This window comes from Micromonospora siamensis (genome assembly GCF_900090305.1).
GTDB lineage: Bacteria > Actinomycetota > Actinomycetes > Mycobacteriales > Micromonosporaceae > Micromonospora > Micromonospora siamensis.
In genome coordinates, this window is record NZ_LT607751.1 from 1,852,206 (window position 1) to 1,866,967 (window position 14,762).

13 protein-coding genes are annotated in these 14,762 nt (G+C 74.9%); 10 read left to right on the forward strand and 3 right to left on the reverse strand.

The features are described 5' to 3' along the window. The first annotated feature begins 42 nt into the window (after positions 1 to 42). The 7 genes from GA0074704_RS08520 to GA0074704_RS08550 all read left to right on the forward strand — a co-directional run bounded on the left by GA0074704_RS08520 (position 43) and on the right by GA0074704_RS08550 (position 8,292). Entirely contained in the window at positions 43 to 1,317 is a 1,275-nt protein-coding gene (locus GA0074704_RS08520) for a sensor histidine kinase (RefSeq protein WP_197697612.1), read from the forward strand. After that, positions 1,314 to 1,964, forward strand: coding sequence for a response regulator (locus GA0074704_RS08525; RefSeq protein WP_088969996.1), 651 nt, complete (start codon positions 1,314 to 1,316; stop codon positions 1,962 to 1,964). Before GA0074704_RS08520 ends, GA0074704_RS08525 begins: the two co-directional genes overlap by 4 nt. A 69-nt stretch (positions 1,965 to 2,033) precedes the next feature. Then, positions 2,034 to 3,191: a hypothetical protein gene (locus GA0074704_RS08530; protein ID WP_088969997.1), complete on the forward strand. Its 1,158-nt coding sequence runs from the start codon at positions 2,034 to 2,036 to the stop codon at positions 3,189 to 3,191. Then, complete coding sequence (locus GA0074704_RS08535) at positions 3,188 to 4,252, forward strand: hypothetical protein (RefSeq protein ID WP_088969998.1); 1,065 nt, start codon at positions 3,188 to 3,190, stop codon at positions 4,250 to 4,252. The genes GA0074704_RS08530 and GA0074704_RS08535 overlap by 4 nt, the downstream gene beginning before the upstream one ends. A 72-nt stretch (positions 4,253 to 4,324) precedes the next feature. Beyond that, positions 4,325 to 5,785 (forward strand): magnesium chelatase, encoded by a 1,461-nt coding sequence (locus GA0074704_RS08540; RefSeq protein ID WP_088969999.1) that lies wholly within the window; start codon positions 4,325 to 4,327, stop codon positions 5,783 to 5,785. A 2-nt stretch (positions 5,786 to 5,787) separates the two neighbouring features. Further along, entirely contained in the window at positions 5,788 to 7,740 is a 1,953-nt protein-coding gene (locus tag GA0074704_RS08545) for a vWA domain-containing protein (protein WP_088970000.1), read from the forward strand. Between the two features lie 75 nt (positions 7,741 to 7,815). Further along, the gene (locus GA0074704_RS08550) at positions 7,816 to 8,292 is read left to right on the forward strand and encodes a hypothetical protein (RefSeq protein WP_088973545.1); all 477 of its coding nucleotides are present in this window, start codon (positions 7,816 to 7,818) and stop codon (positions 8,290 to 8,292) included. Positions 8,293 to 8,311: 19 nt separating this feature from the next. On the opposite strand, the gene GA0074704_RS08555 is transcribed toward GA0074704_RS08550, so the two are convergent. Beyond that, positions 8,312 to 9,307, reverse strand: coding sequence for a GlxA family transcriptional regulator (locus tag GA0074704_RS08555; protein WP_088970001.1), 996 nt, complete (start codon positions 9,305 to 9,307; stop codon positions 8,312 to 8,314). A 53-nt stretch (positions 9,308 to 9,360) separates the two neighbouring features. Here GA0074704_RS08555 and GA0074704_RS08560 point away from each other — a divergent pair, with 53 nt between their 5' ends. Beyond that, a complete protein-coding gene (locus GA0074704_RS08560; protein ID WP_088970002.1) occupies positions 9,361 to 10,662 on the forward strand; it encodes an MFS transporter in 1,302 nt (433 codons plus the stop codon). Positions 10,663 to 10,665: 3 nt separating this feature from the next. Here GA0074704_RS08560 and GA0074704_RS08565 read toward each other — a convergent pair whose 3' ends face one another. Further along, the gene (locus GA0074704_RS08565) at positions 10,666 to 11,436 is read right to left on the reverse strand and encodes an RICIN domain-containing protein (RefSeq protein WP_088970003.1); all 771 of its coding nucleotides are present in this window, start codon (positions 11,434 to 11,436) and stop codon (positions 10,666 to 10,668) included. Between the two features lie 93 nt (positions 11,437 to 11,529). Then, the gene (locus GA0074704_RS08570; protein WP_088970004.1) at positions 11,530 to 11,814 is read right to left on the reverse strand and encodes a DUF427 domain-containing protein; all 285 of its coding nucleotides are present in this window, start codon (positions 11,812 to 11,814) and stop codon (positions 11,530 to 11,532) included. Positions 11,815 to 11,948: 134 nt separating this feature from the next. On the opposite strand from GA0074704_RS08570, the gene GA0074704_RS08575 reads away from it, so the two are divergent. Then, a complete protein-coding gene (locus GA0074704_RS08575; RefSeq protein WP_088970005.1) occupies positions 11,949 to 13,346 on the forward strand; it encodes an FAD-binding oxidoreductase in 1,398 nt (465 codons plus the stop codon). Next, complete coding sequence (locus tag GA0074704_RS08580) at positions 13,343 to 14,686, forward strand: class I SAM-dependent methyltransferase (protein WP_088970006.1); 1,344 nt, start codon at positions 13,343 to 13,345, stop codon at positions 14,684 to 14,686. The genes GA0074704_RS08575 and GA0074704_RS08580 overlap by 4 nt, the downstream gene beginning before the upstream one ends. Positions 14,687 to 14,762 lie beyond the last annotated feature (76 nt).

The window sequence follows — 14,762 nt, forward strand, 5'->3', positions numbered from 1 at the left end:
GCGGGGGAGTCGCCGGTCCGGTCGCGGCGGCAGAATGGGGCGGTGAGGGTTCATCGCGTGCTGGGGCCGCTGGTGCGGGTCAGCACCTGGCGGCGCGCGGTGTTCCTGCTGCTCGGTGGGGTGCTCGCGCTGCCGTACGCGCTGCTCGCGGCGACCTTCGCGCAGCTGTTCACCCGGGATGCGGTACCGCTGCCGATGGTGGTCGGCCTGCTGCTGGTGGCGGTGGTGATCGCCGCCGTGCCGGTCTTCCTCCACGGCAGCCGGACCCTGGAGATCGCCGCCGCCCGGGCCCTGCTCGCGGTGGAGCTGCCGGAGCCGCCGGCCGGCCACCGGCTGGACCGGGAGACCCGGCTGCGCGCCGCGCTCTGGATCGCCCTGCACCTGGCCACCGGCGGCGTGGTGGTCTTCGCCGCGATCAGCGCCTTTCCGATGGCCCTGGTCTTCATCGCCCAGCAGTTCGGCATCGACACCGGGCCGGCGCAGGGCTTCGGGCCGCTGATCGGGCAGAACCGGGTCTGGTCGACGCTGGTCGGTGTGGTCGTGCTGGTCGGCCTCGGCTACGCGGTGGCCGGGCTGGGCGCGCTCGCCGCGTCGATGGCCCCGGTGCTGCTCGGCCCCTCCCCGGCCGAACGCATCGCCGGCCTGGAGGCGCGGGCCGCCCGGCTCGCCGAACGCAACCGGTTGGCCCGCGAGCTGCACGACTCGGTGGGGCACGCGCTGACCGTGGCCACCCTCCAGGCCGGCGCCGCCCGGCAGGTGCTCGACGGCGACCCGGAGTTCGCCCGCCGGGCGCTCGCCGCCATCGAGGAGACCAGCCGCGCGGCCATGGACGACCTCGACCACGTGCTGGGCCTGCTCCGGGAGCGCGAGGACGGGGCCCGGCCACCCGCCGGCACCGCCCCGCAACGCACCCTGGCCCAGCTCGGCCGGCTCGTCGACGACACCCGCGGCGCCGGGCTGCCGGTGCGTACCCGGATCGCCGGCGACCTCGCCGGGCTGCCGGCCGCGGTGTCCCGGGAGGGCTACCGGATCGTCCAGGAGGGACTGACCAACGCCGCCCGGCACGGCCGCGGACCGGTCCGGCTGCGGGTGGACGTACCCGCCGAACCGGCGGACCCGGACCCCGACGGCCGCTGGCTGGAGATCGAGCTGGAGAACGACCTGACCGCCGCCACCGGACCCGGCGGCGGCGGGCGCGGCCTGGACGGCATGCGGGAGCGGGTGCTGCTGCTCGGCGGCCGGATCAGCGCCGGGCCACGAAACGGGCGCTGGCAGGTCCAGGTCCGCCTGCCGGTACCGCGAGGGGAGCCGCGATGACCACCGACGTGCTGATCGTCGACGACGACGAACTGATCCGGGTGGGGCTGCGGGCGATCATCGACGCCCAGCCCGACCTGCGGGTCGTGGGGGAGGCCGCCGACGGCGCCGAGGTGCCGCCGCTGGTGGCGAAGCTGCGCCCCCGGGTGGTGCTGATGGACGTGCGGATGCCGGCCATCGACGGCATCCAGGCCACCCGCCGGCTGCTCGCCACCTCCGCCGACCCGCCCCGCGTCCTGGTCGTCACCACCTTCGCCAACGACGAGTACGTCTACGAGGCGCTGCGCGCCGGAGCCAGCGGCTTCCTGTTGAAGCGGGCCCGCCCCGCCGAGGTGGTGGAGGCGATCCGGGTGGTGGCGGCCGGCGAGTCGCTGTTGTTCCCGGCGGCGATCCGGCAGTTGGTCGGGGCGTACGCGGGCCCGGGCGGGGACCGGCTGGCCTCGGCCCGGCTCACCGAGCGGGAGGGGGAGGTGCTGCGGCTGATGACCACCGGCCTGTCCAACACCGAGATCGCCGCCGAGCTGGTCGTCGGGGTGGAGACGGTGAAGACGCACGTCGGCAACGTGCTGGCCAAGCTGGGCGTCCGCGACCGCACCCAGGCGGTGATCGCCGCGTACGAGTCGGGGTTCGTGGTGCCGACCGGCTGAGCACGTCGAGGGAGCCCGGTCACCTGAGCGGGGGAGGATCCGCCCGGGCCACCGGCCGATGCTGCGTCCATGGACCTTCCCGAGATCCCCCGCCCTGTCCGCCGCGATCGCACCGCCCGTCCGCCCGGGGCCCTGGTCCGCGCCTGGCGGCACTGGCCGGTCTGGTCCGGGTACGCCGCGCTGGTCTGGTGCCTCGGCTACGGCGCACTGGCGGTCGCCTGGTCGTCCGGCGCGGCGGGCTTCCCGTACGGCGACGCGGATCCGGACGGCGCCGGCATGGGCTCGGTGCTCGCCGGCGCGGCGGCCGCCGACGCGGCGCCCCTGCTCGCCGGTGGTTGCCTGGCCGGCGCGTTGGTCGCCGTGGCCCTGCTGCGCACCTCCGGACGGATCGCCAACCGGCTGGCCGTGGGGGCGGCCTGGCTGCTCGCCGGCATCCTGCTGCTGGTGCTTCCCGACGCGCGACTGTTGCAGAACGCCGCCTACGCGCTGCTGTTCATCTTCGTGAAGCTCGACTGGCGGGTGCTCAACCAGGGCGTGGTGGTGCTCGGTGGACTGGCCTTCGCCGGGGCTGCCCTGGCGGCCGGGCGGCGGCGGGCCGGGCGCTGCCCGTCCTGTGGGAGCGCCGACCGGCCCTCGCGGCTGGTCCGGCTCGGCCCGGTCGCCGCCTGGACCGCGTTCCTCGCCCCGCTGCCGTACGGGCTGGTCCGGCTGGCCTGGGCGCTCGGCGTCCCGCTCGGCATCGACCAGGGTCTGGCCGACCAGCCACTGGCCGCGCGGTTCGGGGAGGCGGCGCTGGCCGCGCTCGCGATCGGCGGTGGCGTGCTCGCGCTCGGGCTGGTCCGGCCCTGGGGTGAGGTGTGGCCCCGCTGGATCCCCGTCCTCGCCGGGCGACGGATCCCGCCGGCGCTGCCGACCACGCTCGGGGGGCTCGCCGCGATCCTCGTGACCATCGGCGGGCTCTCCGTCGTGCGGATCGTCGTCGGCACCGAGTTGGGTTGGTTGCGCCCCGAGCCGGAGGGACCGGAGATCACCGGCTGGGGCGCCGGTGGTCCCGGTTGGCTCTGGCCGTTGTGGGGCCTGGGGTTGGCCGTGGCGACCGCCGCGTACCACCGGCGGCGCCGCCCCCGGTGCCCCGTCTGCCTGACCGCCGCTCCCTCGGCAGGGGGACCGGGCTGCTCCGCGGGCGGGAGGCCGGCGGGGATCGATCGGCCGAGGCTGGGGTCATGACCACGAGGACCCATACCCGGGAGTCGTCCCGGCTCCGCCTCACCGCACCGCTGGCCGCCGCCTGGCTGGCCAGCTGGGGTGTGCTCGCGCTCGTCGGCACCCTGACCCGGGCCGGCTACCCGTTCGGCGACAACGACCCGTACGGCGACGGCGCGAACCTGCTCCGGTCGGTGCCGGTGGCGGCCGGGCCGCCGCTCTTCGCCGGCCTGCTGCTGGCCGGTGCCGTGGTCGCCCTGGTTGCCGCCGGTTCCACCCCGCTCCGCCGCCCGCTACGGCTGCTCGTCCTCGGCTACGGCTGGCCGCTGGCCGCCTTCCTCGCCGTGGTGGTGCCGGACGTGCGGGTGCTGATGATGCTCGGGTACGCCCCGATGCTGATCATCGGCGCACCGTTCGGTTGGCCACCGGTCGACTACTCGGAGCTGTTCACCTGGGCGCTGTTCGCCCGCGCGGCGGCGCTGGTCGGCGGGGTGCTGCTGGCCGGGGCGCTGCTGGTCTGGCAGCGGCGTACCAGCGCGGCCTGCCCGGCCTGCGGCCGGCGCGACCCGGAGCGCGGCTGGACCACGGCGGCGTCGGCGGCCCGGTGGGGCCGCTGGGCGACCTGGACCGCCGCGGTGATCCCCCTGGTCTACGCGGCCACCCGGTTCGCCTGGCTGCTCGGGATCCCGCTCGGCATCGGCGAGGACTTCCTGGCCGAGATGCGCGAGACCGGACTGGTCTGGGGCGGCGTCGGGCTGGGCGCGTTCGCCACCGTCGGCGCGGTGCTCACCGTGGGTCTGATCCGGCCGTGGGGCGAGCGGTTCCCGCGCTGGCTGCCCGGGCTCGCCGGCCGGCGGGTGCCGGTCGCCCTGGCGGTGGTCCCGGCGGCCCTGGTGGCCCTGTCGGTGACCTCGGCATCGCTGGCCCTGCTGACCGCGCCGGCGTTCTGGCGGCTCACCGAGGACTTCAGCTCGGCCGAGGCGCCGATGCTGCTCTGGCCGCTCTGGGGCGTCGCGCTGGGGGCCGCGGCGCTCGCCTACCACCTGCGTCGCCGGGGCGCCTGCCAGCGCTGCGACCGGGAGTGACGGCCACCGGACCGGGTCGCGACGGGGGCGGCCCGGTCCGGACCGGGCCGGGACGGCCGGGACCGCGCTAGCGTGTATCGGGTGACTGCGCCCAACCAGGCTATTCCGGTCCCGCCCGCCGACCTGCCCGGCACGCTCGGGCAGCTCCGCGCCGCGGGACACCGCTACCGCACGGTCAAGCAGGAACTCCGCGACAACCTCCTGGCCCGGATGCGGACCGGCGAGGACCGTTTCCCCGGCATCGTCGGCTACGACGACACCGTCCTGCCCGAGGTCGAGCGGGCCCTGCTCGCCGGCCACGACATGGTGCTGCTCGGCGAGCGCGGCCAGGGCAAGACCCGGCTGATCCGCTCGCTCGGCGCGCTGCTCGACGAGTGGACCCCGGTGATCCCCGGCTCGGTGCTCAACGAGCACCCGATGCACCCGCTCACCCCGGCCAGCCGCGCCCAGGTGGCCGAGGCCGGCGACGACCTGGCGATCGGCTGGCTGCACCGGTCGATGCGCTACGGCGAGAAGCTCGCCACCCCGGACACCAGCGTCGGTGACCTGATCGGCGACGTCGACCCGATCCGGATCGCCCAGGGGCGCACCCTCGGCGACCCGGAGACCATCCACTTCGGGCTGGTGCCGCGTACCAACCGGGGCGTCTTCGCCGTCAACGAGCTGCCCGACCTGGCCGAACGCATCCAGGTGGCGCTGCTCAACGTGCTGGAGGAGCGGGACATCCAGGTCCGCGGCTACCAGCTGCGGCTGCCGCTGGACCTGCTCCTGGTGGCCAGCGCCAACCCGGAGGACTACACCAACCGGGGCCGGATCATCACCCCGCTCAAGGACCGGTTCGGCGCGGAGATCCGTACCCACTACCCGGTCGATTTGGAGCTGGAGCTGGCGCTGATCCGGCAGGAGGCCGACCTGGTCGCCGAGGTGCCGGAGCACGTGCTGGAGGTCCTCGCCCGGTTCGCCCGCGACGTCCGCGAGTCGCCGTCGGTGGACCCGCGCTCCGGCGTCTCCGCCCGGTTCGCCATCGCCGCCGCCGAGACCGTCGCGGCGGCCGCGCTGCGCCGCGCCGGCCTGCTCGCCGGTTCCGCTCCCGAAGGGGTACGCCCCGAGGACGCCGTCGCCCGGGTCGGTGACGCCGTCTCGGTGACCTCGACGCTGCGCGGCAAGGTGGAGTTCGAGAGCGGCGAGGAGGGGCGGGAGATCGAGATCCTGGCCCACCTGCTGCGCACCGCCACCGCGGAGACGTTCCGGGCCCGGCTGGCCGGACTGGACCTCTCCGGCTTCACCGCGCTGGTCGGCGAGGGCACGGTGATCGAGACCGGCGAGCTGGTCTCCTCCGCCGAGCTGCTGCGCCAGGTCGGCACCGTGCCCGGGCTGGCCAAGGCGCTGGACCGGCTCGGCCTGGGCGACGCGCCCACCCCCGAGCAGGCCGCCGCCGGGGTCGAGTTCGTCCTGGAGGGGCTGCACCTGACCCGCCGGCTCGGCAAGGACCTCACCGAGACCGGACGCACCGTCTACGGCGGCCGGGGCTGACCATGGCCGGCAACCGGTTCCGCTACGGCCAGTGGCGCGGCGGCCCCGACCCGCTCGCCCCGCCGTACGACGTGCGCGAGGCGGTGGACGCCGTCGGCGCCGAGGTGCTGAACGGCGGCAGCCTGCGGGAGGCGCTGCGCGACCTGCTGCGCCGGGGACCGCAGGGCCGGGGTGGCCTGGAGGACCTGGCCGCCCGGGCCCGCCGGCTGCGCCGGGAGGCGCTGCGCCGCGGCGACCTCGACGGGACGGTCACCCGGTCCCGGGCGCTGCTCGACCAGGCGCTCGCCGCCGAGCGGGACGCCCTGCGTGACCGTGCCGACGACGACGCCCGGTTCGCCGAGGCGGTGCTGGACAACCTGCCCCGCTCCACCGCCCGCGCCGTGCAGGAGCTGGCCGGTTACCGGTGGGCCAGCGAGGACGCGCGGCGGACGTACCAGCAGATCCTCGACGGGCTCCGCGGCGACGTGCTGGAACAGCGCTTCGCCGGGCTGCGCGACGCCGCGCGGGCCGCCGGCGACCCGGCGGTGCAGCGGCAGCTCGCCGAGATGATGCGCGACCTCAACGACCTGCTGGGCCGGCACGCCCGCTCGGAGGACACCACCGACGCGTTCGCCGAGTTCATGCGCCGGCACGGCGAGTTCTTCCCCGAACAACCCAAGGACGTCGACGAGCTGGTCGACGTGCTGGCCCGGCGGGCCGCCGCCGGGGAGCGGCTGATGCGGTCGCTGTCGGACCGACAGCGCGAGGAACTGGCCGGCCTGATGCGCCAGTCGCTCGGCGACCAACTCTCCACCGAGCTGTCGGCGCTCGACGACCACCTGAAGGCGCTGCGCCCCGACCTGAACTGGCAGCGCGGCGAGCGGGTCCGCGGCGACCAGCAGCTCGGGTACGGCGAGGCGACCGGCGCGCTCGACGAGATCGCCGAGCTGGACGAGCTGCTCGACGCCCTGGACCAGGACCAGCCCGGCGCCACCCTGGACGAGGTGGACGTCGACGCGGTCGCCCGGACGCTGGGCCGCGAGGCCGCCGACGACGTACGCCGGCTGCGGGAGCTGGAGCGGGAGCTGCGCCGGCAGGGCTGGGTGAGCCGGGACGCCGACGGCCTGACCCTGAGCCCGAAGGCGTTGCGCCGGCTCGCCGGCACCGCGCTCCGCAAGGTCTTCGGTGACCTGACCGCCGGCCCCCGCGGTCAGCACGACCTGCGCTCGGCCGGGGCGGCCGGCGAGGTCAGCGGCGCCTCCCGGCAGTGGGAGTACGGCGACGAGCAGCCCCTGGACGTGGTCCGCACCCTCACCCGCGCGGTACGCCGGGCCGGCCCCACCGTGCCCCTGCAACTGGCCGTCGACGACTTCGAGGTGGTGGAGACCGAACGGCGCGCGTCGGCGGCGGTGGCGCTCTGCGTCGACCTGTCGTACTCGATGATCTCGCAGGGGCGTTGGGGGCCGATGAAGCAGACGGCCCTGGCCCTGTCGCACCTGGTGGCCACCCGGTTCCCGCAGGACGCGCTCCAGATCGTCGGGTTCGGCCGCGAGGCGGCGGCGCTCACCCAGCAGGAGCTGGCGGCCGTCGAGCCGGACCTCCAGCAGGGCACCAACCTCCAGCACGCGCTGCGGCTGGCCGGGCGGCACCTGCGCAAGCACCCGGGCGCCGAGCCGGTGGTGCTGGTGGTCACCGACGGCGAGCCGACCGCCCACCTCGACCCGGACGACGGGGAGGCGTACTTCCACTGGCCGCCGCTGCCGGAGACCGTCGAGGCGACCATCCGGGAGGTGGACCGGCTGACCCGCTACGGCGCCACCATCAACCTGTTCATGCTCGGTGACGACCCCGGCCTGCGCCGTTTCGTGGACGCGGTGGCGCGCCGCTCCAAGGGGCGGATGTTCACCCCCGACCCCGACGACCTGGGCGAGTACGTCGTCGCCGACTACCTGCGTGCCCGGCACGGTCGCCGCTGACCCGCAGCCCCGTCCGGGTGAACCGGTGCCGATCGGCCGGCACCCGGGCGGGGTGACGGGTTGGCTGCGGGAGTGGTGGAGAGCGGGGAGTTGCGGCGACGCTACGACGAGGTGCTCGACCTCGTCGACGGCGGGGAGTTCGGCGTACCGGCCGAGGGGGAGCTGAGCGCGGAGCAGATCGTGGCGCACCTCGCCGCCAACGACGAGCTGATGAGCGAGGCGACCGAGGCGGTGCTCGCCGGTTCCCCGTTCGCCTACTACGACCTGGAGACCATCCACCGGCCGCAGCTGGACGCCCTGGCCGCCGAGTGCGGCGGGCTGGACGGGCTGGCCACCCTGCTGCGGGCCACCAGCCAGAAGCTCTGCGCGCTCACCGACCGGCTGGGCGAGGCCGCCGAGACGCCGGTCGACACGGTGCTGCGGGAGGGCTTCGACCTGGACGTGGACGAGTCCCTGCCCTGGGGGCGGGTGCTGGACCTGCACGCCCGCGTCCACCTCCCCATGCACCTGGCCCAACTGCACTCTCTGCGCCGCCACCCCCACCCCGCCTGAGCGCACCCCTGCCCGCGGGTCAGGTGGGGGAGTGGCGGAAGGTGCGGCGGTAGGCCGACGGGGAGACCCCGATCCGCAGCTGGAGTTGCTGGCGCAGGGCGGCGGCCGTGCCGAAGCCGGACCGGTGGGCGACCTGGTCGACGCTCAGGTCGGTGGTCTCCAGCAGCAGCCGGGCGTGGTCGGTGCGCTGTCCCAGCAGCCACTGGGCGGGGCTGAGCCCGGTCTCCGAGCGGAAGTGCCGGGTGAAGGTGCGGACGCTCATCCGGGCGTGTCCGGCCAGGTCGCGGAGGGTGACCGGCTCGTGCAGCCGCTGGCGGGCCCACTCCCGGGTGGCGGCGGTGCCGGTACGCGGGCCGGCCGGCACGGGTCGCTCGATGTACTGGGCCTGGCCGCCGTCGCGCCACGGCGGCACCACGCACCGCCGGGCCGACCGGTTGGCCACCGCGGCCCCGTGGTCGGTGCGGACGACGTGCAGGCACAGGTCGATCCCGGCGGCCACGCCGGCCGAGGTGAGCACCGGCCCGTCGTCGATGAAGAGCACGTCCGGGTCCAGGTCGACGGTCGGGTGCAGCCGGCGGAAGCGGCTCGCGTACGCCCAGTGGGTGGTGGCCGGGCGGCCGTCGAGCAGCCCGGCGGCGGCCAGTACGAACGCGCCGGTGCAGATCGACATCACCCGGGCGCCCCGGTCGTGGGCGGCCCGCAGCGCCTCGGCGACGGCCGGGTCGACGGTGCCGTCGTCCAGTGGGTCGCCGCTGTGGATGCCGGGGACGATCACGGTCTCCACGTCCGCCAGCAGCTCCAGGCCGTGCCGGGGGAGGACCTGGAAGCCGGCGCTGGAGTGGACCGGCCGGCCGCCCGGCGTGCAGGTGGCGACCGTGTAGAGCGGGGTGCCGTCGTCGGTGCGGGCGGTGCCGAAGACCTGGGCGGGGGTGCCGAGATCCAGGGCGACCACCCCGTCGAGGGCGAGCACCCCGATCCGGTGCGCGACGCTGGTCATGGCCTGATTATTGCGCATGATGGCTTTCCGGCCACTCGCCGCCGGACGCGCCGGCCCGAAGACTCGACAGCGTGATCCGACACCGCCCGCATCCGGCCTGGTACGTCGCCGCCGTCGCCTTCGTGGCGCTGGTCGGCGCGGCCGGGTTCCGCGCCACGCCCGGGGTGCTGCTGCACCCGCTGCACGCCGAGTTCGGTTGGCCGCTGGCGACCATCTCCGCCGCCGTCTCGGTCAACCTCCTGCTCTACGGCCTGACCGCGCCCTTCGCCGCCGCGCTGATGGACCGGTTCGGCATCCGTCGGGTGGTGGCCGCCGCGCTGCTGCTGGTCGCCCTCGGCAGTGGCCTGACCGTCTTCATGACCGCGAGCTGGCAGCTCCTGCTCTGCTGGGGCGTACTGGTCGGGTTGGGCACCGGTTCGATGGCGCTGGCCTTCGTGGCGACCGTGACCGGGCGCTGGTTCGTGAAGCGGCGCGGGCTGGTCACCGGGGTGCTGACCGCCGGTGGGGCGGCCGGCCAGCTGGTTTTCCTGCCGCTGCTGGCGGTGCTGGTCCGCGACCACGGCTGGCGGGTGGCGGCGCTCGTCGTGGCCGGGGCCGCGCTGGCGGTCGTACCCCTGGTGGCGTGGCTGCTGCGCGAGCACCCGGCGGATCTCGGGATGCCCGCCTACGGCGCGACCGAGGTGGTGCCGGCGCCCGCGCCGGCCGGTGGGGCGGCGGCGCGGGCGGTGGGCGCGCTGGCCGCCGCCGCGCGGACCCGCGCGTTCTGGCTGCTGGCCGGCGGCTTCGCGATCTGCGGCGCGACCACCAACGGGCTGGTCGGCACCCACTTCGTGCCGGCGGCGCACGACCACGGCATGGCGGAGACCACCGCGGCCGGGCTGCTGGCCCTGGTCGGGATCTTCGACATCGCCGGTTCGATCGCCTCCGGCTGGCTCACCGACCGGGTGGACGCCCGGCTGCTGCTGGCGGCCTACTACACGCTGCGCGGTGCGTCGCTGCTGGTGCTGCCGGCGCTGTTCGCCGACAGCGCGCAGCCGAGCATGCTGGTCTTCATCGTCTTCTACGGGCTGGACTGGGTGGCCACCGTGCCGCCCACGGTGGCGCTGTGCCGGGAGTACTTCGGCGCGTCCGGCGCGGTGGTCTTCGGTTGGGTCTTCGCCGCCCACCAGTTCGGCGCGGCGATCGCCGCGACCGGGGCCGGCCTGGTCCGGGACTCCCTCGGCGACTACGCCGTGGCCTGGTACGCGGCCGGCGCGCTGTCGGTCGGCGCGGCCGTGCTGTCGCTGCTGCTGCGTCGACGGGAGCCGGTGGTCGTCGCGGTGGAGCCGGTGCCGGTGGTCACCGGCCGGCGGGCCTGGAGCTATCGCGGCTGACGGTCAGCCCAGCGTCCACTGCTGCTCGGCGGTGGCGGTGCAGGTGGCCTGCTCCAGGTAGGCCCCGGCGGTGGTGGCGTTGTCGTGGATCCGGACGCACTTGCCGCTGTGCACCGGGGTGAGCAGCACCGGGCCGGTGCCGATGGCGACGATCCGCCACTGCTGGTTGGCCTGCCCCTGGCAGGACCACTGCTGCACGACCGCGCCGTCGTCACCGCTGCCGCCGTCCACGTCGAGACACTTGCCGGTGGCGGCGTTGGTCAGGGTGACCACGTCCCCGTTCACCGGGGTGGCCACCCACTGCTGGTCGGGGCCGCCGGTGCAGTCGACCAGGGTCGCGTCGGCACCCTCCGGCTCGCCGCCGGCCAGGCCGACGCAGAGGCCGGAGGTGACCGCCTTGAACAGCTGCGGGCCGGTCGGCGGGCCGGCCGGGGCGGGCGGCGCCGGGGGCGTGGTGGCCTCGGGGGTGGGGGAGGGCGTCGGCGACGGCTCCGCCGGCACGGTCGGGAGCGGCTCGACGGTCGGCTCGGCGTCCGTCGGCGACTCGTCGGCCGCCGGTTCCTGGGTGGCCGCGGCGGCGGGCAGCACCGGCTCGTCGCCGCCGCCACCGAGCACGCCGGTGGCGAAGAAGGCCCCGAGCAGGACGCCGACCAGCCCGATCGCCAGCGCGATCCGCATCAGCGGGTCGCCGGGCAGCCCGGGGCGGGACGGGCGGCGGCGGCCGGCGCCGTAGACGGTGCCGGCCGGGTCGTTGCGCTCATCGGAGACGGCCATGGGGGCATCCTGACGCAACCGGGTGCCCCGGGGCCAATCGCCGCTCCGCCCGGTCACGCTTGGTCCACCGCCGGGACCGGCGATCGACGTCGCTCAGTCGACGACCCGGACGTCCTTCCAGAACGCCACCCGGTCACGGACCTGCTCCGCCTCCGGCTTCGGCTCCGGGTAGTACCAGACGGCGTCGGCGCTGGTGCGGCCGTCGTGCTCCAGGGAGTAGTAGGAGGCGGTGCCCTTCCACGGGCAGACCGTGTGCGTGTCGGACTCCCGGATCAGGTCGTCGCGCAGGGCGGACCGGGGGAAGTAGTGGTTTCCCTCGACCAGCACGGTGTCGTCGCTCTCGGCGACCACGACGTCGTTCCACACAGCTTTCGGCATGCTGCCACGCTATGCCGCCGGGGCCGCCCCGGCCACCGCTGCGCACCACGGTAACCCGCAAGCCGCCGGCGGGACGCGAAACGGCCACCGTGGACGTCCCCCCTCCCGGGCGGCTGGAGGCGTAATGTGATCTCATGCGCGCGGAGCGTGTGGATCATCCGGTCGACCATGATCACGCGGTGGCCACACTGCGGCGGTCGTACGCCGCGGTGCCACCCGGCGAGCCCGTGCGGCTGGCCAAGCGCACCTCGAACCTGTTTCGGCCCCGGTCGGCGCCGAGCGGTCCGGGGCTGGACGTCAGTGGCCTGACCGGGGTGATCGGGGTGGACCCGGCGGCCCGGACGGCCGACGTGCAGGGCATGTGCACCTACGAGGACCTGGTGGACGCGACCCTGCCGCACGGGTTGATGCCGCTGGTCGTGCCGCAGCTGCGCACGATCACCCTGGGTGGGGCGGTGACCGGGCTGGGCATCGAGTCCACGTCGTTTCGCAACGGGCTGCCGCACGAGTCGGTGACCGAGATGGACATCCTCACCGGCTCCGGCGAGATCGTCACCGCCCGGTCGGTCGGCGAGCACGCCGACCTGTTCCGGGCCTTCCCCAACTCGCTGGGCAGCCTCGGCTACGCCACCCGGCTGCGGATCGAGCTGCAACCGGTGCGCCGATTCGTGAGCCTGCGCAACATCCGGTTCACCCGGCTGGAGGAGCTGGCCGACGCGATCGGCGAGGTAATCGACAAGGGCGTCTGGGCCGGTGAGCCGGTCGACGCGATGGACGGGGTGATGTTCAGCCCCGGCGAGGCCTATCTGGTGCTGGGTTCGTTCAGCGACGAGGCGGAGCGGCCCAGCGACTACACCGGCCAGGACATCTACTACCGGTCGCTGCGCCGGCGCACCCGCGATGCGCTGAGCGCGTACGACTATCTCTGGCGCTGGGACACCGACTGGTTCTGGTGTTCGTCGGCGTTCGGGGTGCAGCACCCGGTGGTGCGCCGGCTCTGGCCGCAGCGCTACCGGCGCAGCGACTTCTACCACCGGCTGGTCCGCTTCGAGCACCGGCACCAGGTGGCGGCCCGGGTGGACCGCTGGCGGGGCCGGCCGGCCCGGGAGCGGGTGGTGCAGGACGTGGAGATCCCGCTCGGCGAGACCGCCGGGTTCCTGCGCTGGTTCCACCGGAACGTGGGGATGACCCCGGTCTGGCTCTGCCCGCTGCGGCTGCGGGAGCGGGCCGGCCCGGGATCGGCCCGGGCATGGCCGCTGTATCCCCTCCAACCGGGCGAAACCTATGTGAACATCGGCTTCTGGGGGAGTGTGCCGATCGCCGCGGGTGCGGCGGACGGCGACGTCAACCGCTCCATCGAGCGGGCGGTGTCCGAGGCGGGCGGGCACAAGTCGCTCTACTCGGACGCGTACTACGACCGGGAATCGTTCGACCGGCTCTACGGCGGCCAGGTGTGGGGGGCCGTACGGGACCGCTACGACCCGGACCACCGGCTGACCGGACTGTACGAGAAGGCGGTAGCACGACAATGAGCCTGACCGACCGAGAACAGGGGGCGGCGAGTACGCCCGCGACACCACCGGCGGGGGGCCGGCGGGGCGGTACGACCGTGGCGGACGTGGTCCGCGCGGTCACCACCGGCAGCCTGCCGGTCCGGATCACCGCCTACGACGGCAGCGCGGTGGGGCCCGCCGACGCCGGCATCACCCTGTCCATCCGCTCCGAGCGTGGCCTGTCCTACCTGCTCACCGCCCCCGGTGACCTGGGCATGGCCCGGGCGTACGTCAGCGGTGACCTGGCGCTGAGCGGCGTGCACCCGGGCGACCCGTACGCGGCGTTGACGGTGCTCAAGGACGACATGCCGCTGCGGCTGCCGTCGGTGGCCGAGGGGCTGGCGCTGGTCCGGGGGCTGGGCTGGGAGCGGTTGTTGCCGCCGCCGCCCCCGCCGCAGGAGGCGCAGCCGCGCTGGAAGCGGGTGATGAACGGGCTGCGGCACTCCAAGTCCCGGGACAGCACGGCGATCTCGCACCACTACGACGTGTCGAACGCCTTCTACGAGAAGGTGCTCGGCCCGTCCATGACGTACACCTGCGCGGTCTTCCGCTCCCCGGACGACACGCTGGAGGAGGCGCAGCGCGCCAAGTACGACCTGGTGGCGAACAAGCTGGCGCTCAGGCCAGGGATGAGGCTGCTGGACGTGGGGTGCGGCTGGGGCGGCATGGTCCGGCACGCGGCCCGGGAGTACGGCGTGAAGGCGCTCGGGGTGACCCTGTCGAGGGCGCAGGCGCAGTGGGCGCAGGCGGCGATCGAGCGGGAGGGCCTGTCCGAGTTGGCCGAGGTGCGGCACCTGGACTACCGGGACGCGCCGCGGGAGCAGTTCGACGCGGTCTCCTCGATCGGGCTGACCGAGCACATCGGGGTGCGTAACTATCCGGCGTACTTCCGGGCGTTGCGGGAGCGGCTGCGCCCGGACGGGCGGCTGCTCAACCACTGCATCACCCGGGCCGACAACCGGGCGCCGCACCGCTCGGGCGCGTTCATCGACCGGTACGTCTTCCCGGACGGTGAGTTGGCCGGTCCGGGACGGCTGATCGGCGAGATCCACGACGCCGGGCTGGAGGTGCACCACGAGGAGAACCTGCGCCAGCACTACGCGCTGACCCTGGCCGGTTGGTGCCGCAACCTGGTGGAGCACTGGGATTTCTGCGTGGGTGAGGTCGGGCCGGGCACGGCCCGGGTGTGGGGGCTGTACATGGCCGGGTCGCGGATGGCGTTCGAGCGCAACGGCATCCAGTTGCACCAGGTGCTGGCCACCCGTAACGGGCCGGACGGCGAGACGACGTACCCGCTGCGTCCGGACTGGACGCCCTGACGTCCACGCAAAGGGCCGCGCGGGCCGCGCGGCCCTTTGTTCGACCCCATTGACAAACAGATTTTGTACGTACAAA